Origin of the sequence: Floccifex porci (assembly GCF_009696175.1) — a bacterium.
In the GTDB taxonomy this organism is placed as follows: domain Bacteria; phylum Bacillota_I; class Bacilli_A; order Erysipelotrichales; family Erysipelotrichaceae; genus Floccifex; species Floccifex porci.
Genome location: NZ_VUMM01000002.1, coordinates 187,882 through 210,960, shown reverse-complemented (window position 1 = coordinate 210,960; position 23,079 = coordinate 187,882). Strand labels below are relative to the sequence as shown.

Genomic DNA, 23,079 nt, shown 5'->3' with positions numbered 1-23,079 from the left:
CAATACGATTTTCTAAATAAGTCGCAATATAGTTATCATATGTGCAAGTGTGACGATATACTTTTGCGGCTAACTTTTCTCTTGTTTCCAGAGTTGTTTCTCCATTTGTTTTAATTTCTTCTAATACAGTTTCATAATCGTTTGGATCACAGATAACTGGAATGGAAGCGTAGTTTTTTGCTGCACTTCTTAACATACTTGGTCCACCGATATCGATATTTTCAATAACTTCTTCGTGTGTAACCCCTGGTTTTTCTACTGTCTGTTTAAATGGATATAAGTTTACACAAACCAGATCAATATAATCAATTCCTAATTCTTTAATTTGACGTACATGATCGGGATTGCTTCTTACACATAATAAAGCTCCATGTACTTTTGGATGCAGAGTTTTTACTCTTCCATCCATAATTTCTGGAAATCCAGTGATTTCACTGATTCCAATAATGTTTAATCCTGCTTTTTCTAATGCTTTTTTTGTTCCTCCAGTTGAGATAATTTCATATCCCTGTTCAACCAGTCCAGAAACAAATTCCACTAATCCTGTTTTATCTGAAACACTGACCAATGCTCTTTTCATCGTATTTTCACTCTTCCTTTCTCAAGCACAACTTTTCCATCGCAGATCCATTGTACTACTTCTGGTAAAATTTTATGTTCCACTTCCAATACACGTTTTTGAATATCTTCTGGTGTATCTAAATCGGCAATGGATACCGCTTCTTGCCAGATAATTGGTCCACCATCCACTTCTTCAGATACAAAATGAACCGTTGCTCCACTGACTTTTACCCCTCTTTTTAAAACCGCTTCATGTACGTGTAAACCATACATTCCAGGTCCACAGAAAGAAGGAATCAAAGAAGGATGAATGTTGATGATCTTATTCTGATAGGTATCAATTAATTCTTTCCCTAGAATTGCCAGATATCCGGCCAGTACAATAAAATCAATCTTTTCTTCTTTCAATGTATTCAATAATTCATCCTGATTTTTGATTACTAAGTTTTTAATTCCTGCATCCTGGGCTCTTTGAAGTCCATATGCATTTTTACGATTGGAAATAACCAATGCGATTTCGCCATTGATCTGATTTCTATGATCAATGATGGATTGAAGATCTGTTCCTGATCCTGAGATAAGAACAGCCAGTCTTAACATAATTCGACTCCTTTTTCTCCATTTACAATTTTTCCAACTACATAACAGGCATCTCCTGCTTCTTCAATGGCTTTCATAGCTGTTTTTACATCTTTTTCATCCAATGCGATAACCATTCCCAATCCCATATTGAATGTATTGTACATCATTTTTTCTTCAATATTTCCATTCTTTTGAATCAGACCAAAGATTGGTGGAACTGGATAGCTGTCTTTCTGAATGATGGCTTTTGCGTTTTCTGGAAGCATTCTAGGTACATTTTCATAGAATCCTCCTCCAGTGATATGGGAACATCCTTTTACTTTCACACCTGCTTTTTTCACATTCTTTAAAGCTTTTACATAAATACGTGTTGGTTCAATTAAAGCTTCTCCCAATGTTTTCTGTAATTCATCATAGTATGTATCCAATGATTCTTTTGACATATCAAATACAGAACGAACCAGACTGAATCCATTTGAATGAACACCACTGGAAGCAATTCCAACCAGTACATCTCCTTCTTTGATGCTGGAACCATCAATAATATCTTTTTTATCAACAACTCCTACCGCAAATCCGGCTAAATCGTATTCATCCACTGGCATTAATCCTGGATGTTCGGCCGTTTCTCCTCCAACCAGTGCACATTCACTTTGAATGCATCCCTGTGCAACTCCTGATACGATTGTTGCGATCTTTTCCGGATAGTTTTTACCACAGGCAATGTAGTCAAGGAAGAACAAAGGTTCTCCTCCACTACAGGCAATATCGTTTACACACATCGCAACCGCATCAATACCAATGGTATCGTGTTTATCCATGACAAAAGCCAGTTTTACTTTTGTACCGCATCCATCAGTACCAGATAATAGAACGGGTTCTTCCATATTTTTGATTCCACTTAAATCAAAAGCTCCCGCAAAACCACCTAATCCACCTAATACTTCTGGGCGCATTGTCTGTTTTACGTGTTTTTTCATTAATTCCACGGATTTATAACCCGCTTCAATATCGACTCCTGCTTTTTTATAATCCATATAAACTCCTATCTATTTATGTGTAAAATATCTTACACCGTTTTCAAATATATTCTGATCTTTGTTTCCGGCAATATTTTTAAACAATCCTTTTTCATATCGTTCAGAATGTCCCATCTTACCAAAGATCTTACCATCTTCACTATAGATACCTTCAATGGCCATACTTGAACCATTGATATTGTCTAAACCATCCATTGTCGGAATTCCCATTTCATTTACATACTGAGTCGCAATCTGACCATTTTCAAGCAATTGTTTTAATACTTCTTCACTGGCAACAAATTTACCTTCCCCATGACTCATCGCAATGGAATGAATGCTTCCTGTATCAATTCCCTGCATCCAAGGTGATTTGTTGGATGTAACACGTGTACGGGCAATATGAGAAACATGTCGGTTAATGTCATTTCTGAATAAAGTCGGATTGTTTTCATCCAGTTTTTCAATATCTCCATAAGGAAGAAGTCCAGATTTGATCAATGCCTGGAATCCGTTACAGATACCTAAGATCAAACCATCGTTTTCTCTCATTTTCTGAATCGCATTCCAGATTTTTTCATTACGTAATACATTGGCAATAAATTTACCTGAACCATCTGGTTCATCCCCTGAACTGAATCCACCTACGATCATCAGAATCTGTGCTTTTTCAATTTCTTTTGACAATGTATCAATGCTCTTCTTAATATTTTCAACCGTTAAGTTGTTGAATACAACCTGATGAACTTGTGCTCCAGCTCTTTCAAATTTTTCTGTTGTATCGTATTCACAGTTCTGTCCAGGGAAGACTGGAATAACAACCACTGGTTTATCAATCTGAACTTTTGACTGTGGTAAGGATTCATTGGTCATTGGTGTTACCATAACCTGATTGTTACGATCTACATTCACTGGATAAATGTCATTGTAACGTTTCATCCATACATCCAATGCTTCTTCAATAGATACTTTTTCTTCATTGATCACAATTTCTTTTGTATCATTGACAATTCCTAACATCGTAAAGTGAGGATCGTGAATCACTTCTGTTGTTTCTACAACCAGTGACCCAATATTTGTTCCATAAATATCTTCATCGCTCATAATGGCAACCCCTAACTTATTACCAAATGCCATTTTCGCAACTGCATATCCAATTCCACCAAATTTTACACTGCTTGCCGATACGATCTTACCTTGAAGCATATAATCGTGAACCACTTCAAAATTATCTTTCAGCTGTTCATAATCTGGACAGTTGTTTTCTAAACGATTGTGTTTGACTAAATATACATAATTTCCTGGTTTTTTAAAGGAAGCCGAAATAATATGATCGGTTTTATCATGAGTTACCGCAAAAGTAATCACCGTTGGTGGCACGTGAATGTCCTTGTATGTTCCCGACATACTGTCTTTTCCACCAATGCTTGGGGTTTCAAAAGCCAGCTGAGCATCGATCAGTCCCAGTAAAGCCTCAAATGGACGTCCCCATTTTACAGAATCGCTTCCTACTCGTTCAAAATATTCCTGGTTGGATAAACGACATGTTTTATAATCCGCTCCCAGTGCCGTAATACGCGTTAGAGCTTCTACCACTGAATAAGCCGCTCCTAAATATGGAGAATATTTTGAAATATGTGGATCGTACCCATATGTCATTAATGAACAAGTGTTTGTGAATCCATGAACTGGAAGTTTCTGTACTGAACCTTCTTCCGGTGTCAACTGATAGAATCCACCAAATGGCATCAGTACCGTACTTTTTCCAATGGAAGCATCAAACATTTCAGATAAACCGATCTGACAGGCTACATTGTCTTCCTGCAAAACATCCAGCAATGTACTTTCTTTGGCTTCAAATGGTTTTTCATCGTATTCACTTTCTGTAACATCGACTTTCTGATGCTGGCGAACTCCATTTGTGTTTAAGAAATCACGAGACATATCTACAATCGTTTTTCCTTTAAAATGCATCACCAGACGATTAGTATCGGTTACATCCGCTACTTTGATTACATCCAGGTTTTCCGTAAAGGCGATTTCTTTAAATTCTTCAAAGTCTTTGGCTTCAATAACACAGGCCATACGTTCCTGTGATTCTGAAATGGCCAGTTCCGTTCCATCCAATCCTAAATATTTAACTGGTACGGCATCCAGATTGATATCCAGACCATCGGCCAATTCGCCAACGGCAACCGAAACTCCTCCAGCTCCAAAGTCATTGGCTTTTTTGATCAAACGAGTGCAGGCTGGATTTCTGAATAAACGCTGCAGTTTACGTTCAACCAGAGCGTTTCCTTTCTGAACTTCGGAAGAACATTTTTCAAGAGATGTTTCATTGTGTTCTTTTGAAGAACCTGTGGCTCCACCGATTCCATCACGTCCGGTAGCCCCTCCAAACATAACAATGATATCTCCAGGTAATGGTTTTTCACGTTTTACATGACTCTTTGGTGCAGCCCCTACGACCGCTCCTACTTCCATACGTTTGGCAACGTATCCTTCATCAAATATTTCTTCTACAAATGTTGTTGCCAGACCAATCTGGTTTCCATAAGAAGAATATCCATGAGCTGCTTTTTTAGAAATTTTAGACTGTGGCAGTTTATGTTCCATAGTCTGTGAAATTGGTTTTGTGATATCTCCAGCTCCGGTAATACGCATAGCCTGGTAAACATAGGCACGTCCAGATAATGGGTCACGAATGGCTCCACCAATACAAGTGCTGGCTCCTCCAAATGGCTCAATTTCAGTTGGATGGTTATGTGTTTCATTTTTAAACATCAAGAGCCAATCTTCATCCACTCCATTGACATCCACTTTGATTTCAATAGAGCAGGCATTGATTTCATCACTGATTTCAATATTGTTTACTTTTCCAGACTTTCTTAAATATTTACCTGCAATAGTAGCCATATCCATTAAAGTCTGTTCTTTTTTATTTCCATGAACTTTTTCTCTTAATTCCAGATAACGATTATAAGATTCCTGAAGCTGTTCCTTTAAAGTATCCAGTTTAAAATCTACCGAATCCAGAACCGTTTCAAAAGTTGTATGACGACAGTGATCGGACCAGTATGTATCCAGTACACGAATTTCTGTCATCGTACAGTCTCTTTTTTCTTCTTCTTTAAAATATTTCTGTACATGAACAATATCTTCAAATGACATTGCCAGTCCTAATGAATTGCGTAATTCACCTAATTCTTCTTTTGATTTATCAATAAATCCACTGATTACTGGAACGTCTTCAAAATCAACATTCTGATCGTCTTCCAGTACACTTAAATCTTTTACACGAGCTTCTACCGGGTTAACAATATAATGTTCAACCTGACTTAATTGTTCATCACTGATTTTTCCTTCAAATACCAAAAGCGTTCCAGAATGAATACGAACAGTTTTCTTATTGTTTAACAACATCAAACACTGCATAGCACTATCCGCTCTTTGATCATACTGTCCTGGTAAATATTCATAAGCCAGATATTTTTTATCTTTCAGATCCACTGCATCAAATACAGTGTCGGTTACCACTTCACTGCATACATTTTCTTTTAACAGTTGAATATCCGTTTCATCGGCATTAAAAATGTCATAAATATTGTAAAGTGTTAAATTTAAATTCGCATCCAAAGATAAAGATGTCTTTAATTCATTGCATAAAGAATCACTTTCAACACGAAACTGCTCTTTTTTACTTACAAAAATACGTGTATCCATTCCTTTTCTCCTATTCTACATATGAGTCTTTTAATACTTTTTCAGCCTGTTCTTTCTTAAAAGCAATAATTTTATCCTGAATTTCCTTATCCTTTAATCCAATCATCTGACAGGCTAAGATGGCTGCATTTTTTGGTCCTGCCTTTCCAATGGCTACTGTTGCCACAGGAACACCAGATGGCATCTGAACGGTAGACAATAAAGAATCCATTCCTCCTAAAGCCGATGTCTGAACAGGAATTCCAATGACTGGTAATGGAGTGGAACTGGCGATAACGCCTGCTAAATGAGCCGCTCCCCCAGCTGCTGCAATAATAACTTCAATTCCTCTATCTTTTGCCTGTTCGCTTAAGGCAATTACTGCATCTGGAGTACGATGCGCACTTAAAATTCGTACTTCGTATCCCACTTCAAAAGCATCCAGCTGGTCCATACATCCTTGTAGACCTGGTAAATCGGATCTGGATCCCATAACAATCAATACTCGTGTTTTCATATTTTTATTCCTTTCGTTTCATCAAAAAAAGCGTATCTTAAGACACGCTAAAAAAAGCACTATAAAAAAATAAATTTTCGGTAAATCTACTTACTGATTTCATAAGCAAGACCTCCTTATTTTTTTCATTAGTATTGTATCGAAAAAAAAGACAATAGACAATATTTTTTTATTTCTTATGATATAGATCATACAATTCATTCTTTTTCATATTCATCTCTTTTGATACAAAAACAATAGCCTCTTTTGTTTTCATACCCGATTCTATACATTCCTCAATTCTGGATATAGCCAGATTAAGATCTACTTCTTCTTTTTTTGAATTTCCTTCAATCACAAGAACCATTTCTCCTTTTAAAGTGGAACAGATCGAAAGAATTTCTTCTACATTTCCACGAATGTATTCTTCATGAAGTTTGGTCAATTCTCTAGCCAGACACATCTTACGATTGGAGAAGACTTCCAGTATATCCTGCAAGCAGGCTTCGATACGATGAGGGGCTTCATAAAAAATTATCGTATAAGGAAAAGAAGCCAGAGATTCCAGTTCTTTTTTTCGTTTTGAACTTTTATGATCCAGAAATCCATAAAATAAATAATGTTCTGTCGATAAACCACTGGCAACCAGTGCATTCAGAGCCGCATTGCATCCGGATAAAGATATGACTGGTATATCCTGATCTACGCATTCTTTTACCAGCCAGGAACCAGGATCGGATAATAAAGGATAGCCTGCATCGGAAACCACCGCTACATTTTTTCCTTCTTTTAGGGCATTGATAATTTTGGGAACACTTTCTTTGGTATTGTGTTCATGATGCGATACAAGTGGTTTATGAATATTGTAAGCCTGTAAAAGCTTTCCTGTATTTCTAGTATCTTCACAGGCAATACAATCCACTTTTTCTAAAATTTCCAGTCCCCTTTTTGTCATTTCCGATAAGTTTCCAATTGGTGTAGGAACCAGATATAAAGAAGGCTGTTCCTTTTCAAAACTTTTTTGTCTTTTCATATTAAAAGTCCTTATCTGGCCATAATTCTTTAAATGTCACAAATTTCACATCTTCTTTATTTTCTAATTTTGCGGTTTTCTGTAACACATTCATAGAAGTAATTCGATATTTATTTCCTTCAAATGTCACAAATGAATTTAATTTAGGAAGATCTTTTCTCATTTCTGTATATAAATCATTTTCATAACGTAAACAGCACATCAGTTTCCCACATTGGCCACTTAATTTCTGAATGTTTAAAGCCAGCAGTTGATTTTTAGCCATATTAATAGAAATGGAATCAAAATCACATAAAAATCTTGAACAGCACGTTTCCATTCCACAATTTCCCAGTCCACCAACCATTTTTGCTTTATTTCTTGGTCCTACCTGTCTTAATTCAATTCGACAATGAAGCTGTCCCGCTAAATCTTTCAACAATTGTCTGAAATCCACACGATCATCCGATACATATGTAAAAATCACTTTTGTACAATCCAATGTATATTCACTGCTGATCAGATGCATATCTAATGATAAATTATCTACACATTTCTGACAGATTTCCATTGCCTTTTTCGCTTTTTCTACATTTTCTTCTTTCTGAATTAAATCGTATTTTGTGGCCAGACGAACCACAGGTTTACATTCTCCTTTTACTTTTGTTTCATCAAAATCAATATAAGGAGCACAAACTTTCCCCAGTTCTTTACCTCGAACGGTTTCTACAACGACATAATCTCCTATTTTATAAGTCGTACTGGCTCCAAATGTATAAGCTTTCTTTGATTCTTCAAACTGTACATAAATAATATATTTAAATTCCTGACTCATTGACTCACAACCTTCCTGATTCGATTATAGATCTGATCCATCAACATGGCAGTATCCACTGGTATTTTTAAAACATCCAGTGATTCCACCAGAATCTTTTGGATTTTTGTATAGGTGGATACATCTAAATTTTTCTGTCTGATTAAGTATAACATCCATTGAATCCATAAACGGATCCACTGTTTTTCCATATATTTTGATTTTGGGACCATTCGATCCATCTGCATGATACCAATTTCTTCAAATGAATCCCAGTGAGAACTATAAGCTTCTGCAAATTCTCTTACTTTATCAAACTCTTCTTTTTCTTTTAATTCTAATACTTCTGCATAAGAATATCCATTCATTGCCAGCATTTGTGCACATTCTTCATCCACAATCTGTTTCAGCTGTTCTTTTACTTCCAATACAGAATCTGGACGAAAAGTAACAATCTGACAACGAGATTGAATGGTTGGTAAAATGTTGTTTTTATCATTGGCAATCAATATCGCATAGATGTCCTTTGAGGGTTCTTCTAAAAATTTTAACAGACTGTTTGAAGCATCTTTTGTAGCCTGATCAAATCCATCTAAAATATAAATTCTTTTATTTCCGACTTCCTGTGATGTTGTAGAAAAGAAATCCTGCAGATCCACAATGTCTTTCTTTTTAATACGTTCAATATTTCCATGAATGTATTTATAATCATAAGATTCTTCTTTTTGAATTCTTAAACAGCTATCACATTCCTGACAGGCAAAGCCATCTTCATCTACATGAGAACAGATTAAACTTTGCGCAAATAAAATTGCTGTATCCTGTTTGATTTTTCCTTTAGCTCCCGTAAATAAATAGGCATGTGCCAGGCGATTGTGTTTTAACGCATTGGATAAGACCCGATACACAATGGGCTGATTCTTTTTAAATTGTTCTTTATTCATATTTTAAGATCACTTTCATTACTTCATCCAATGCATTCAAAAAGACAGTATCTATATCATATTCCGCATCGATTACACAGATTCGATCTTTATATTCTGAAATCAACTGATCATATCCTTCTCTTACCTTTTTATGAAAACTTTCTTTTTCAAGATCCAGACGATTTTTATCTCCTCTTAGATTCATTCTCTTTTGACCTGTTTCCATACTCACCGATAAAAAAATGGTTTTTTCTGGCATATAATCTTCAATCGCAAATCGATTGATGGAAAACACTTCCTCCATACCAATTTCTCTTGCGTATCCTTGATAAGCCAAAGAAGAATCGATAAATCGATCGCATAATACAATTTTATTTTCTTTTAAAGCTGGAATCACTTTTTCCACCAGATGCTGTCTTCGACTGGCCGCATACAATAAAGCTTCTGTTTTAAAATCCATTCCTTTATTTTCTGTATCCAGTAAAATATCTCGGATCTGTTCGGCAATTTTACTGCCCCCAGGTTCACGCGTATAAAGAACCGGATATCCTCTTTTTTCCAGCTCTTCTTTTATTTTAAGACAAACGGTCGTTTTTCCCGCTCCATCGTTTCCTTCAAATGTTATAAAAACTCCCTGTTTCATTTTTATCACCAAAAAGATTATAACAGAAAAATTCAATATTATAATGATTTTTGTGCTACAATACCAAAAGGTGATAAATATGAATATAGAAATGATTGAAACATTAAAAAAACTGGAAAATGTTCAGGTAGTTGCGGTTTCAAAGACTCGTACCAAAGAAGAAATTGATGAAGTGGCAAAACTGGGTCTGACTACTTTTGGGGAGAACAAAGTACAGGAATTTGTAGAGAAATACGATCCAAAATATAAATGGCATATTATCGGTCATCTGCAGACCAATAAAGTAAAATATATTGTTGGAAAAGTGGATGTGATTGAAAGTCTGGATTCTGTAAAACTTGCCAAAGAAATTGAAAAACAGGCCAGTAAACATAACGTCATACAGGAATGTTATGTACAGATCAAAATATCCAACGACGAAAACAAAACTGGACTTCCTATTGAAGATGCCATTCTATTCTTAAAAGAATGTGAAGCTTTTCCTCATATTAAAATTACTGGATTGATGTGTGTGGCTTCCAATACAGAAGAAGAAAGCATTGTCATAAATGAATTTGATCAGATGAACGAATTATTCAAACTGGTAAAAAAGATGTATCCAGATATGCACTATCTTTCTATGGGAATGAGCGATGATTATTTGCTGGCATTAAAACATGGTTCCAATACCATTCGTATTGGAAGTTCTATTTTCGGGAAAAGAAATTATCAGATATGATGGGCTTTTTATCCTGTATCGTTTTAGCTGTACCTTTTGCGATCATTGGTATATTATTTGCGATTTTTAAAGAAGTTCATTTTGATAATCAGAAAGCATTTGAAAAATATTTATTAAAATAATCTATTAATTGGCGTGATTAAAAAATCACGCCATTTTAATATCGATCATGAAATTTAGCACCATAGCTGCTGTCTTTATAATTTCGTATATAAAAATAAAGAACAACAGTCGCAAATGTAATACCACATATTATATAAAATACTGTTTCATTTAAATGAAAATACAAATATCCAATAAAACAAGCAATTACAATAAGGAAACCAAATAAAATGATCAAAATATCTGACTTTTTCATAAATTGCCTCCTTCAATATCATTATAAAATAAATATTAAAAGTTAAAAAAATAATTTCGTATCGTTATAAAATTATCGTAAAATCTGCAGTCTTACTGCAAAAAATACGAAAGTTGGTGATAATATGATTCCCAGAATCATAAGTAATCATTGAAGGAATAAAACGTTTTCCTATGTAACACTGGACGATTCTCTGGATCTGGCTCTTGCGAAAAATGATCCAAAAAGTTTTCTGGAAATTCATTCTTATCCCCTTATTATTGACGAAGCACAAAGAGTGCCTGAATTGTTTCCTGAAATTGAGGCCATTGTGAATCGGTCAAGACTGGAAAGAGGAAATAAAGAAAGTAATGGAATGTATATTCTTTCTGTATCTTGTCAAAATAAACTGGTTAATGATGCCAAAGAATCTTTATCTGGAAGAGTTTGTATTTTAGATATGAATAATTTATCTTTGAATGAAATTTTAAAAATGGATAACCTTCCTTTTTATGTTGATTTAATCACAAACTCAAATCGAGCGAATCGATATACTATAAACAAACACAGGCATTTCAATACATAATTCGAGGTTTTTTTCCTGTTTTATACGATGATTTAGATTTGAGAACACAGTCTTTTTATTCTTCCATATAAAAAGGCACAATGTGCCTTTTTACAGTTTATAAGCTAAATCATACGCTGACCAGATAACAGTTTTTAGATTTCCTACCTGATTACAGTCTCCTAATAAATATACCTTTTTATTTTCCATTGAGATATATGCAGGTTCTGGTAATTTATTTTTGAATCTGTTTTTCATACGTTTTGTGTATCGATCGTATTTTCGCTTCTGATCTTTTGTGATATTTAATGGATCTGAAATATATCCACAAGACGTAATAATGGAATCACATAAAATAATTTTATCAGAATCTGGTGTAGAAATTGTTGCTCGTTTTCCATCCCAGGATACAAAAGAAGATTGAACATAAACTGGAACATGATAATAGTCTAATAAGTCTTTTAAACAGGTAGAATTCGCCATACATAAATTTTTAACTTTTAATATATCATCCTGAAGTTCAAGAATAACAGGTTTCTTTCCTTTTAAAGCTAAGTCGTATGCGATTTCACATCCCGTTAATCCTCCACCAATCACTAAAACATGATTTCCAACTTCTGTTCCTTTTAAATAATCAATGGCTTCTATTGAATTTTCAATATGAAGATTTCTTGGTTTAGCACCTGTACAGATAATGACTTTTTCTTCTTTTAAATTTGTGATCTGTTCTATTTCTGTTTCCAGATGAACTTCAATATTTAGCTCTTTGATTTGTCTGATGTACCACTTTAACAACTGTTTATCTTTTTCTTTAAAAGAAGGTGCACTGGCTGCAATGAATACACCACCCAATTGACTGTTTTTTTCATAAATTACTGGATTGTGTCCTCGCTTCTTTAAAAGAATGGCCGCACACATACCACCAATTCCCCCACCTACAATAGCAATATCTTCTGGTTGTTCTGTTTTCTTTAACTGGTATTTCTTTTCCGCAAATGTCACTGGATTTAAAGCACAATGACCTTGGGTAGATGCCGATTCCCCATCTAAAGCCACTCCTTTTTTTGGATTCAAAGCCACAGGTAAACAAACATTATGACAGGAAATACAAGGAAGAATGTCTTCTTCTCGGTTTTCTAAAATTTTTGTGACCGTTTCCGGATCGGTTAAAAATTGTCTTCCAATTCCAATACCATCCAGTTTTCCTTCCGATATCGCAAAATCTGCTGCATCTGGCTGCATTCTTCCTGCACAGACTACAGGAATATTAACATAAGGTTTAATTTCCATTGCTTCATTTAAATTACAGTTTAATGGCATATAAACCGGAGGATGAGACCAGTACCATGCATCATACGTTCCATTATCCGCATTCAGCATATCGTATCCTGCCTGTTCTAAATATTGAGCCGCTTTGATTCCCTCTTCTAAATCTCGTCCCACTTCTATATAAGAATGATCTTGAGGAACCGCTCCTTTCTGGAATCCTTTAGTTTTGGAACAGACAGAAAAACGAATTGAAACAGGATAATCTTTTCCACATTTTTCTTTAATAGCTTCCACTACTTCTTTTGCGAACCGATAGCGATTTTCAAAAGAACCACCATATTCATCCAGACGATGATTGGTATAACGTGTTGTGAATTCATCCATCAGATACCCTTCATGTACCGCATGAACTTCTACACCATCCACTCCTGCATCTTTACAATATTTGGCAACAATCGCATACCCCTGTACAAATTCCTGAATTTCTTCTTTAGTTAATTCACGATGTTTTAAAGTATCAATCCATCGATTGGAATTTTCACTTGCCGAAATCAATAATTTATCCATATTTAATATGGGTTTACAGATTTCTTTTACAATTCTATTCCCATTAATTTTCTGAAACATATCATTGGCCGTTAAAGCTCTTCCCCATCCAGCTCCGATCTGAAAAAATACTTTTGCGCCATAAGAATGTATTTCATCCATTAAAGGTTTCACATCTTTAAATACTTCTGGATGATCTGGAAGCCATTTAGCCTGTAATAAGCTTCGTAATGGAATCATACCTGGAATAATCAATCCTATATTATTTTTTGCTCTTTCAATATAATAATCATGAACTTCATTTCCTCTAAATTTTGTCTCCTGCAGCCAATCTATGATATTGGTTCCTTCCATAGGCTCTAAAACAAAACGATTTTTAATTTCACAATTTCCAATTGAAAAAGGTGTAAATAAAGATTCATATTGAGACATATAACCATCTCCTTTCTTTATACTTATTTTATTACATAAAAATAAAAAAGTCTTTTCAGACTTTTACACAACGTACTACCACTCTGGAATAACCTGCCCATGTACAAGTAAACAAAGAAAGGTCCCAATCTTCATTTTCCAGTTCAATCCCCTGATTGGGCATTAATATTTCAATACCGACTACCTGATATTCAAAGACTCTATCTTTCATATCAATAAAAACAATGTTATCTCCTTCTTTTAACTGTTTTAAATTTCCAAAATGATAATAACTATTATGAGCTCCTATTATAAAATTACTTTTATAACACGTTCCAGTATACCGACAAGGAGCAATGTTTAAATTGGAATCAGTACATTGTGATAATACTGGTAATTCCAGATTTAAAACAGGAATCTGAAGTATTCCTACATATTCTTTTCCATCTATTTCTTTTTTAGGCAGATCCATATCAGGATTTAAAATATAATCTTCAATTTCTCCATGTACCAATGGTTCATATTCTAAAGAAGGAATGATTTCATTTACAGCCAGATTCGATTGAATATGTGCATTCCATGTCTGATATATATTATAAATACTTAAAAGAAGGGCTATTACGATACATAATAACCCCATACGGATCCATATTTTACCTTTCATTTTGTCTTCTCCGTATCAATCCAATTAAAATAAAGAATAAACCAAGCGTAATTAAAATCAGTACTGGCCACCATAACTGTCCTGTAAAAGGAATATTCTTATTGGGTATAGATGGAGTTACTGTTTTATACGTATTGGTAATTAAATACGTAATTCCTTCTTTGGACACCTGAACAGTATAAGAATCTAATTTCTGTTCCACCAAAGTATAATTAGATTTTGTCGAACAGTTTTCCCATATATGCTGCCAGTTATTTTCTTCACTTAAAGTAATTGAATCATAAATCTGACCATCTTTATACAACTGTACCATTATAGAAGAAGGACGTTTATTTTCATATCCAGAATCCTTCCATACTTTTTGAACTTTAATAGACGTCCTAGTATCTTCGATTTCTTCTCCCTTAACATTCGCACTCACATCATAAATCCATTCATTGTTTATTTCATCTAAAGAAGGAAGTAAAATCAGACTGGGACTGGACTGATAAATCATTCCATTTGAAGAAGTTTTTTCAGAAAGAATCAAATATAAACCCTGGTCTAAAGAAGGAAAATATACATCTCCCTTTTCATCTGTTTTTTTAGAAGCAGAAGGAACCATTTCATTTTGATCCACATAACCAGCTAAAGTCAAAGCTAAATCATTCCATGCTTCATCATTTTTCCCAGTAATATTGACATTAAAATCAGAAAAAGGTGAATTTACACTTAATTCTCCATATTCATTAATGGAAGCAACATAATATAAATAAAAAGGTACATTTTCATGCGAACAAGATAAAGTTAAAGAAACATCCTGTTCTTTATTTATTTTTCCAGCTGCCTGTATAGATAAAGGAATGCATAAGCAGCAAAGAAATATACTGATCATAATTTTTAAAAGTTTCTTCATACTCAATCTCTCTTTCCAGGAATCAATAAAATAAGAATTAAAATTAAAAATAATGGAATCGATAAAATCGGAGCTACGATCATTGGATCCACCTGTGTCGCATCCGCTGTAATACGTGCATATAAAGAATCCTTCAAATTCTCAATTCGATGTCCTCGAACCAGTAATCGATGTGTATTTACTCCATAAGGAGTACATGTTACCAATGTACATAGATCTTTTCCCTCTTCAATCTGAAGAGAATTCACTTCCTGTGGTTCTACAATTAAAATCTGATCCACCTCGTACGTTAATACTTCATCCAGTACACGTAAAACAAAAGTATCCCCTTCTTCCAACTGATCCAGTTTAGAAAACAATTTGGCACTGGGCAATCCTCTATGCCCAGACAATACACAATGCGTACTTTCTCCACCCACCGGTAAAGAAGAACCCGGAATATGTCCAATCGCAATCTGAAGAACGGCATCTTCTGTTCCATGATAGATTGGTAAAGTACAACGGATTTTAGAAATTTCAATATATCCCATAATTCCCGTACCCGTTACATCCAATAAAGATTCATATTCTTTTTCTTCTTCCTCACTTAAATGAAAACGATTGGTTTTATGAACCAAAGATTCATTGTATAAAACAGCGGATTCTTTTAATTCCAGTGTTTTACTCTCATCTAACTTTTGAACCTGTGAAGAATACGAAGCAATTGCCTGTGTCTGATGAAACGAGTTATAGTAATCACTAAACGATGGATACAATAGTAAGGACAACCCTACAAGAAGAATCAAAAACAGTAACCCTGTAGTCCACCCTGATTTCTTTTTCATGTAACCTTCTCCTTACCACTGAATCCAGGAAAGGATAAATCCTTTCCTGTTTTCAAAACATTAATTCATTCTCTTACGAGTAATTAATAATACAACCGCAACCAATACTAAACCAGCACCAGCTAAATAGAATAAAGTCGTACCCATACCACCTGTTTCAGGTAATGTAGCACCCGATTTATTTTCTATTTTTTGAGTCTGTTTATATTGACCATTATTTGTAGAAATAGCTGAACTAGAAGTTATTTGTCCATCATTACCATAAGTAGCTGTGATAGTGACTTCTACATCACCTTTTAATAAGTTATATCCAGCAGGAGCTACTGTTTCATGAAGGTAATACGTACCTGTATCCAGTCCCTGGAATGTAGCAGCACCATTAGTATCTGTTGTGACTTCAGTTGCTTCTTCACTACTATTTTTCCATTCTACTTTATCATCTGTTTCATTATAGGAATAATATAAGTTTTCAGAACCTACCGTTTTATACAATACAAATTTAGCTCCAGCTAATCGAGTTCCAGTTGTTTCATCCCCTGTATATTTATCGATTACAATATCAAAATCATATACATAAACAACTTTATCTGGTGTCTTTCCTTTAGATGTATTGTCATTTGGATTGTTTGAATATTCCAAGTTTACTGTGTTTGTTTCAACTTTTGTTGATAGCGCATTTTCATTAATGGTTGCCGAATATGTAATAACGATATCTTTTCCTGCATTAGCTTTCTGATTAATGAAATTGTTAAATTTGATTGTAAAGGATTGTCCATTCTGTGTAACGGTAAAATCATTATAAGTTGTTCCACCAATTGTTACAGAAACATCAATTTTTCCATCAGAGTTTGCATCAACCGCTGTTAACCCAGTAGACATTGTATCTTTTACAATATATTCATAAGTATCATAACCATCCATTGCAGGAACTTTAGATGTTAATTTAAAACTAACAACACTACCTACATCTTGTGCAGTACCATTTCCATCCGTGTTATCATCAGCGGGATTTTCATTTGCATCACTATCAGCATTTACAATTACCTTATCAATCGTAGGTGTTTCTGCTTTGGCAGCCACTTCAACATCTCCAACAACTTTTAAAATATATTTAGTTGCAGAATTATGAAAATTTTCAGCTAAATTAATATCTTGTACAAGATAATAACCATCACCTTCTACATTAATTTTATAAACAGAATTTTCATATACTGACGTTCCTGCTTTTGTTTCGCTTAAATATTTTCCAACTACTTTTGCGAATGCATCTAATTGTTCACCATTTAATCCAGCTACTACACCTGCTACATCTTCTGCTGAAGTACAGCTTGCATATGAACTATTTTCTGGTGTTTTTAATGCAGTTAATATAGCTGCTCCATTTACTCCTGAACCCCATTCAATATTCGTTAATTTTCCATCACTGATATCTCCAGCAAATACCTGATAAGCTGCATATGTATGCCCACTTTCAGTATTTGTGATTGTAATAGTGTATTCATTCGTATTTGCTGATGCAGGTATTACATTCATACCTAAAATTAAAGCAAATGCACAGAAAAAACCTAATAATTTTTTGAATTTCTTCATTTTTCTCTTGTCCTTTCGTTTATCAATACCCTTTCTTAATTTGTATTTATAAATAAATTGACTATTGAGAAATCATATCCTCCTTCCCGTGAATTCTTCTCTTAATAAGAAAATATCCAGCTATTGTGATTAATAATATTCCACTTCCTATATACAACCAGTCTCCAGGTCCACCGGTTTCTGGTAGTTTATATTCAGTAATCCTATTTTCAAATAAAATCTTTCCATTAGAACCTACTGATTCATTATTTTTATATATTTCCGAAATGACAGCATTCAAATTTCCGTTTTCATCTTTTGTAACCGTTACTTGTACAACATATACAGATTGATCAAAGGTAGTTCCCATTTCTTTGTTTTCCAATTGAGTTTCTGTAATTTTATAGAAGAAATCTTTTGATGAAGAATCAATTTGATTATTCAAATAATTGATTGTAAAAGATTCTGAATGTTCTTGAGAAGAACTTTCAAGTATTATTATATTTGTAGAAGCATTTAAACCACCTTCTACTGAAGTATTCCCGGTTTGATCCGTTACTTGTACTAAATCAAACTGATATGTATGTTCCTTTCCATCTGGATTGGACAATATTTTGTAAATTGGAATATTCACAGAGGACGATTTTTCCTTGTTGCAAACTTCAACAACAATAGCCTTATTCGTTTTAATTATTCCCGTTGGTAAATCATCACAAGGACTTTCATTTACTTTATAAGTAACTTCATATCCCTCAGCATCAATTTCTTCTATTTTATAAGTACTTCCAGCAAGCATTTTATCTATTACAGCCGTTTCATTTGGTTTTAACGTAATAATTCCTGCTTCCGTAACCGTTCTTGTTTCACTACCTACTCTATAGTTTGTATTCACTGGTAATAAAACTCCATCAAGTGTAATTCGGAATTTAAAATCTTTATTCGTATTTGAATCTGCTGATTCTAATTTTTTTGTAATAGATAATTTACCCAATTTACTTGTTTCAATTTTATTATTGAAATGGAAATATGTACTTCCATCAGACATATCTTTTACAGGACTATTTACACCTTTAAAAGTATCAGAACCTATCGTTACTTCATAATTAGTGGTTTGAGAAGATCCATCCACAGATATTGTTCCATACTGACTAAATTCATGTGTATTTAGTAATTCACGAACAAAATATCTTCCAGAATTTTCAGGAATATCATTGAATATAGCTGTTTGCCCTGCCTTTAATGTAAAGATTCCATTTTCATCTGTTTTCCCACTTCCAATAATATTTCCTTGTGAATCTTTAATATCATATAAAGTATTTGGACCAATAAACAATCCTTCTTCGTTTTCTTTTAATACCTGAAATTTAAAATTTGGATTTCCCAAGATATTTTGTGCACTTTCATCATCTACACTTAATTCTTTGGATACACTGATTGAATTTTTCTTTAATAATGGAAAGTTAAAATTCATTCGGCATACACCTGAACCAGCTCCACGCTCCATATAGTAGAAATTAAATGAATGTGTTGAATAATCGTTTAATGTTCCTTTTGAATTCGTTTCTAATCCTAAATCATTAAAACTTACAGTTTTATATGGAATTGTACCTACATCACCGGTATCTTTACTCAATTCATAATATTTGACTGTTCCATTAGTGAAATCAATTTCTCCACCTACGTGTCTATGAATTCCAGATAAATCCAATACTAGTTTTCCATCAATATATACCCATACATCATCATCACCAGTAAAATAGAATACCATTGGTTGTTGACCATTTTTTCCTGTAAGACCATTTTTAGGTTGCATGAAATTCATTTTCATTTCCATACCAAAATAGAAATCGGTAGGTTCATCAAAATCGATACAATAGATTTGATTTAACAAATTATTTAATGTGGCATCATCTGGTGTTGGAATATTGCTGATTTCAAAATATTTTTTTAATGCCTTTATTCCTGTCCAATTCTCACCATAATTTAAATCCATCATTTTGATAAATTTTTCCAACTGATCTGCCATTCTGGTATAACGATTTACTGTTTCTTCAGGAGTTGTATAATCGGTTGTTCCTCCTAAATTTTGATTTCCCTTCTCTCTTGCAGAATTCATAAGTTGAATAAAATAAGTACGATCTATTTGACTACTTTGTGCACTTTCATGAACAATGTCATTGAATGGTAAGAAATTACCAAAAGGATACATCATGAAATTTGATGATATCATTTGATCATACAACGTAAATGTATTTGTACTCGCATTAAATTGTGCATGGTTTTCACGACTGTTAAATGTATAAGCTCCTGTCGTCTCATTGTATTGGAATAAACCATTAATGTTATCTGTATTCACCTTATTTACTGCATTGTTATTGCTAAATAAATAGGAAAGACTCGTTCCATCACTCAAAGCAGGATATCCATTTATAAGATTATTATTCATTGTACCTTCTAGAGGTTTATTTGCTCCTCCATTTATTTTATTAATATTTCCCGCACTATTATCTTGTGTTACAACTGGAATTCCTGCATTTAAATCTTCTGTAATACTATCTCCAAAATTAAAATTTCCAGAAGTGAATGCTGTATTAGAACCAATTTTTTCCAATTTAGGATAAATATACGCACCTTGATTTTGTTGAAAACCAGGTAAATTTTTATTATTTAAATAATATGAATTTATATTATCATTGTAATCATATAAATTCACTTCAATTAAATCTTTTGTATCTGCACTTTGAACAACGGATAATTTATTAGAATTGTCTTTTGGTGGCTTAGATCCAATATTTTCTTTTGCTGTAAAAGTTACCTTTCCCAATCCACTTACATTATATCTGGATTGAGTATAATCAAAATCTACTGTTGCTATATCTCCTGTTTCAATTGATCCATTATATCCAGTAGGTATAATTATTAAAAATCCTTTTGGCGGAATAACTTTAACTCTTTTATTACTTTCAGAATTTATATCAATTTCTGAAACACTTAATTCACTATTCATATTTGAAACCAAAATAGATGTTGCTTTAGGAAACTGAAACATATTGTCAACAATACTAGAAGCTGTTTTATTTTCAGCAGAGTTATTATAAATTAAAAGGTTTTTATCAATACCTCCCGAAGCAGATCCGAAACAGTTCACTTGTTGGATTGTTATTTCATTAGTTATCGATAAAAGTTGAACATTGTATATCCAATCTAATGCTAATAATTTTTCTGCGTTTGTGACTTCTAATTGTAATTTCTCACCTATATCTATATATAACAGATAAGCTTCCATCACCTGATGATATATTTTTTCAAAATATTCATTGTATTGATCTTCATCTTCTTCCAATTCTGTTAACTTTCCTTCTATTTCTTCTGTTAAAGGTAATTCATCAATTAAAGTAATTGTTTCATTTACTCTTTGCCAATCTTCATCTGTTAATTGATATTCCTCACACTCACTACTATGTACATGCTCTTCTTTACCACAAATCAATTCATTGTCTTCATTGTAACAAGATGTATCATGTGTATGTTCTTCTTTACCACAGACATATTCTATTTCTTCTTCTTTTTCATAACACTCTTCTGTATGTATATGTTCTGGTTTATCACAAATTAATTGTTCATCTTCTATAATTTCTTCTGTTTGTGTAAAACAGGAATCATCATGAATATGTTTCTTTAATTCTGGTAAACCACAAATTAAATTTCCTTCTGGATCATAACAGTTATTGTCATGTGTATGTTCTATAAATTCCTGTTTATCACAAATTAAATTATTTTCTGAATCATAACAATTACCATCATGTGTATGTTCTTTTATTTCAGGTAATGTACAGATCAACTGATTGTTTTCATCATAACAGTCTTCATTATGTTCATGAATCATATAGTCTGCATATCCACAAATTATATTATTGTTTTCATCATAACAATTTGGTGAATGTACATGTATATGTAAAGATTCTTCTGTACAATCTAATGTTTTATGAGTAATTGTATTTTCAATTGTCTGGTAACATTCTTCTGTATGTGTATGTTCTTCTAATCCACAAATGGTATTTTCAAATGTAATGGCAGGACGAATTAAAGTAAGTACTGTTGTAAAAGCTACAATACCGGCCAATACAAATTTAAGTTGTTTGATATGCTTCATATTCATCCTCCTTTTCTTTATTCAAAATAATCCAAATCATTTAATGGCCAGATTCGAAAAAAGATTCGACCAATGATTTGTTCTTTTGATATACATCCTACACTGCTGTTTCTGGAATCTACGGATGTTTCTCTATGATCTCCCATACAAAAATATCGATCTTCAGGTACCTGATATGGTAATTTAATATCACAGTCTCCAAATGCTTTTTCTTTTACATATGGCTCATTCAATCTCTTTCCATCAATGTATACGTTCCCATCTTCATCAATATCCACCCATTGACCAGGTGTCGCTATACATCGTTTTACCAGTATTTTATTTCCATAATAAAACGCAATTAAATCTCCCTGTTCAAAAGAAGATCCTTTCACTGAAACAACCACTTCTCCTTCATTTAATGTAGGTGTCATACTGGATCCATAAATCTGTAATACCGGTAACCAGGTTGTTGCCACTAATACCGCAATTGCAGCTACTACAACCAGCATAAAAATCGTTGATTTTAAAACCGAACGATATTTTGTTTTATAATTCACTCGATCCAGTTCTTTTTTTAAAAGTTCTATATCGGGTACTTCTAATTTTTTCATATTTTATTTTTCCTTGATTGGTAATATTTTCTGAAGTTCATTGTATTCTCTATAAAAGTTTTCCAGTTTCGTAGACACTTCGCTCCAATACTTTTCCGCCTCTACTTTTGCTTTGGCTTTCATCATGTCACATTCAATCTGTGCATCTTTCAACATTTTCTGTGTCTGTTCTTCACATTCTTTCATTTTCTGATCACAAATAACTTCCTGCCGTTTACTTAAATTTTTAATATTATCTATATATTGTTCACAAGCTTTCTGTGCTGCCTCAAAAACACCATTTACCTGTAAAGCTGCCTCTGCAATGGATCCTGCATTATCAATTGATATTTCTCTTTCCAATAATTTTGATTTTGTATTTGCTAGTTTTTTATTTGTTGATTCCAATTCTTCTGATTGCATGATCAACATTTCCAGCAATTCCTTACGAGACAGTCTTCTCAATTCCTGTTCCGTCATACTCTCCTCCATAAATTATGTATCGATTTTATTATAGTCTTTTATTTTTTACTATGTCTATATCTTTTGAATAGTTTTTACACGTTTATTGTTATTTAATACAAATTTTTTACAAAAAATACCTTTCTATATGAAAGGTATCTAAATTATTATTTAAAAATTAAAATCAGTAAAACAATTACAGCTAATAGACCAATTACTATTCTTCCCTTGGAATATTCCACCCAGGATTTATGTGCTTCATTTAGATGTTCATTATCTTTATTCAGCTTTTCAATCATCTTTCTTTGTTTGTCATTCATAATCATAGTCTCCTTTATA

General features: G+C 33.3%; 20 protein-coding genes and 2 pseudogenes. 3 read left to right on the top strand and 19 right to left on the bottom strand.

Annotated features, from left to right (window positions below):
• Positions 1-4: 4 nt before the first annotated feature.
• The 9 genes and pseudogenes from purH to tmk all read right to left on the bottom strand — a co-directional run.
• A pseudogene (gene purH / locus FYJ50_RS02260) lies at positions 5-580 on the bottom strand (bifunctional phosphoribosylaminoimidazolecarboxamide formyltransferase/IMP cyclohydrolase); the annotation flags it as partial.
• Entirely contained in the window at positions 577-1,161 is a 585-nt protein-coding gene (gene purN, locus FYJ50_RS02255; RefSeq protein ID WP_154459418.1) for a phosphoribosylglycinamide formyltransferase, read from the bottom strand. The pseudogene purH and the gene purN, both read right to left, overlap by 4 nt.
• Complete coding sequence (gene purM, locus FYJ50_RS02250; protein WP_154459417.1) at positions 1,155-2,180, bottom strand: phosphoribosylformylglycinamidine cyclo-ligase; 1,026 nt, start codon at positions 2,178-2,180, stop codon at positions 1,155-1,157. Before purM ends, purN begins: the two co-directional genes overlap by 7 nt.
• Before the next feature lie 12 nt (positions 2,181-2,192).
• Complete coding sequence (locus FYJ50_RS02245; RefSeq protein ID WP_154459416.1) at positions 2,193-5,885, bottom strand: phosphoribosylformylglycinamidine synthase; 3,693 nt, start codon at positions 5,883-5,885, stop codon at positions 2,193-2,195.
• Positions 5,886-5,895: 10 nt separating this feature from the next.
• The gene (gene purE / locus FYJ50_RS02240; RefSeq protein WP_154459415.1) at positions 5,896-6,381 is read right to left on the bottom strand and encodes a 5-(carboxyamino)imidazole ribonucleotide mutase; all 486 of its coding nucleotides are present in this window, start codon (positions 6,379-6,381) and stop codon (positions 5,896-5,898) included.
• A gap of 169 nt (positions 6,382-6,550) precedes the next feature.
• Positions 6,551-7,393 (bottom strand): 16S rRNA (cytidine(1402)-2'-O)-methyltransferase, encoded by an 843-nt coding sequence (gene rsmI / locus FYJ50_RS02235; RefSeq protein ID WP_154459414.1) that lies wholly within the window; start codon positions 7,391-7,393, stop codon positions 6,551-6,553.
• 1 nt (position 7,394) lies between these two features.
• Positions 7,395-8,207, bottom strand: coding sequence for a regulatory iron-sulfur-containing complex subunit RicT (ricT, locus tag FYJ50_RS02230; protein ID WP_154459413.1), 813 nt, complete (start codon positions 8,205-8,207; stop codon positions 7,395-7,397).
• Positions 8,204-9,130 carry a hypothetical protein gene (locus tag FYJ50_RS02225; protein WP_154459412.1) on the bottom strand — a complete coding sequence of 309 codons (927 nt, stop codon included), beginning with the start codon at positions 9,128-9,130 and terminating at the stop codon, positions 8,204-8,206. Before FYJ50_RS02225 ends, ricT begins: the two co-directional genes overlap by 4 nt.
• Entirely contained in the window at positions 9,123-9,755 is a 633-nt protein-coding gene (gene tmk, locus FYJ50_RS02220) for a dTMP kinase (RefSeq protein ID WP_154459411.1), read from the bottom strand. Before tmk ends, FYJ50_RS02225 begins: the two co-directional genes overlap by 8 nt.
• Positions 9,756-9,798: 43 nt before the next feature.
• Here tmk and FYJ50_RS02215 point away from each other — a divergent pair, with 43 nt between their 5' ends.
• Together FYJ50_RS02215 and FYJ50_RS10715 are read left to right on the top strand one after the other, a co-directional pair.
• Positions 9,799-10,473 carry a YggS family pyridoxal phosphate-dependent enzyme gene (locus FYJ50_RS02215; RefSeq protein ID WP_154459410.1) on the top strand — a complete coding sequence of 225 codons (675 nt, stop codon included), beginning with the start codon at positions 9,799-9,801 and terminating at the stop codon, positions 10,471-10,473.
• Positions 10,470-10,595, top strand: coding sequence for a hypothetical protein (locus FYJ50_RS10715; RefSeq protein ID WP_268891862.1), 126 nt, complete (start codon positions 10,470-10,472; stop codon positions 10,593-10,595). The genes FYJ50_RS02215 and FYJ50_RS10715 overlap by 4 nt, the downstream gene beginning before the upstream one ends.
• Positions 10,596-10,630: 35 nt before the next feature.
• Here FYJ50_RS10715 and FYJ50_RS02210 read toward each other — a convergent pair whose 3' ends face one another.
• Positions 10,631-10,831 (bottom strand): hypothetical protein, encoded by a 201-nt coding sequence (locus tag FYJ50_RS02210; protein WP_154459409.1) that lies wholly within the window; start codon positions 10,829-10,831, stop codon positions 10,631-10,633.
• A 172-nt stretch (positions 10,832-11,003) separates the two neighbouring features.
• On the opposite strand from FYJ50_RS02210, the pseudogene FYJ50_RS02205 reads away from it, so the two are divergent.
• Positions 11,004-11,396, top strand: a pseudogene (locus FYJ50_RS02205) (AAA family ATPase); the annotation flags it as partial.
• Positions 11,397-11,486: 90 nt separating this feature from the next.
• On the opposite strand, the gene FYJ50_RS02200 reads toward FYJ50_RS02205, so the two are convergent.
• The 9 genes from FYJ50_RS02200 to FYJ50_RS10480 all read right to left on the bottom strand — a co-directional run bounded on the left by FYJ50_RS02200 (position 11,487) and on the right by FYJ50_RS10480 (position 23,060).
• Entirely contained in the window at positions 11,487-13,622 is a 2,136-nt protein-coding gene (locus tag FYJ50_RS02200; protein ID WP_154459407.1) for an oxidoreductase, read from the bottom strand.
• 55 nt (positions 13,623-13,677) lie between these two features.
• A complete protein-coding gene (locus FYJ50_RS02195; RefSeq protein WP_154459406.1) occupies positions 13,678-14,265 on the bottom strand; it encodes a sortase in 588 nt (195 codons plus the stop codon).
• On the bottom strand, positions 14,255-15,160 hold the full coding sequence (locus tag FYJ50_RS02190; RefSeq protein ID WP_154459405.1) for a Cna B-type domain-containing protein: 906 nt from the start codon (positions 15,158-15,160) through the stop codon (positions 14,255-14,257). Before FYJ50_RS02190 ends, FYJ50_RS02195 begins: the two co-directional genes overlap by 11 nt.
• Before the next feature lie 2 nt (positions 15,161-15,162).
• Positions 15,163-15,984: a class C sortase gene (locus FYJ50_RS02185; RefSeq protein ID WP_154459404.1), complete on the bottom strand. Its 822-nt coding sequence runs from the start codon at positions 15,982-15,984 to the stop codon at positions 15,163-15,165.
• A 60-nt stretch (positions 15,985-16,044) separates the two neighbouring features.
• Entirely contained in the window at positions 16,045-17,574 is a 1,530-nt protein-coding gene (locus FYJ50_RS02180; RefSeq protein ID WP_154459403.1) for a SpaH/EbpB family LPXTG-anchored major pilin, read from the bottom strand.
• Between the two features lie 61 nt (positions 17,575-17,635).
• On the bottom strand, positions 17,636-21,706 hold the full coding sequence (locus FYJ50_RS02175) for a DUF7601 domain-containing protein (RefSeq protein WP_205946378.1): 4,071 nt from the start codon (positions 21,704-21,706) through the stop codon (positions 17,636-17,638).
• A gap of 17 nt (positions 21,707-21,723) precedes the next feature.
• Entirely contained in the window at positions 21,724-22,299 is a 576-nt protein-coding gene (gene lepB / locus FYJ50_RS02170) for a signal peptidase I (RefSeq protein ID WP_154459401.1), read from the bottom strand.
• 3 nt (positions 22,300-22,302) lie between these two features.
• Positions 22,303-22,758 (bottom strand): hypothetical protein, encoded by a 456-nt coding sequence (locus FYJ50_RS02165; RefSeq protein WP_154459400.1) that lies wholly within the window; start codon positions 22,756-22,758, stop codon positions 22,303-22,305.
• Between the two features lie 149 nt (positions 22,759-22,907).
• Positions 22,908-23,060 carry a hypothetical protein gene (locus FYJ50_RS10480; protein ID WP_205946377.1) on the bottom strand — a complete coding sequence of 51 codons (153 nt, stop codon included), beginning with the start codon at positions 23,058-23,060 and terminating at the stop codon, positions 22,908-22,910.
• Positions 23,061-23,079 lie beyond the last annotated feature (19 nt).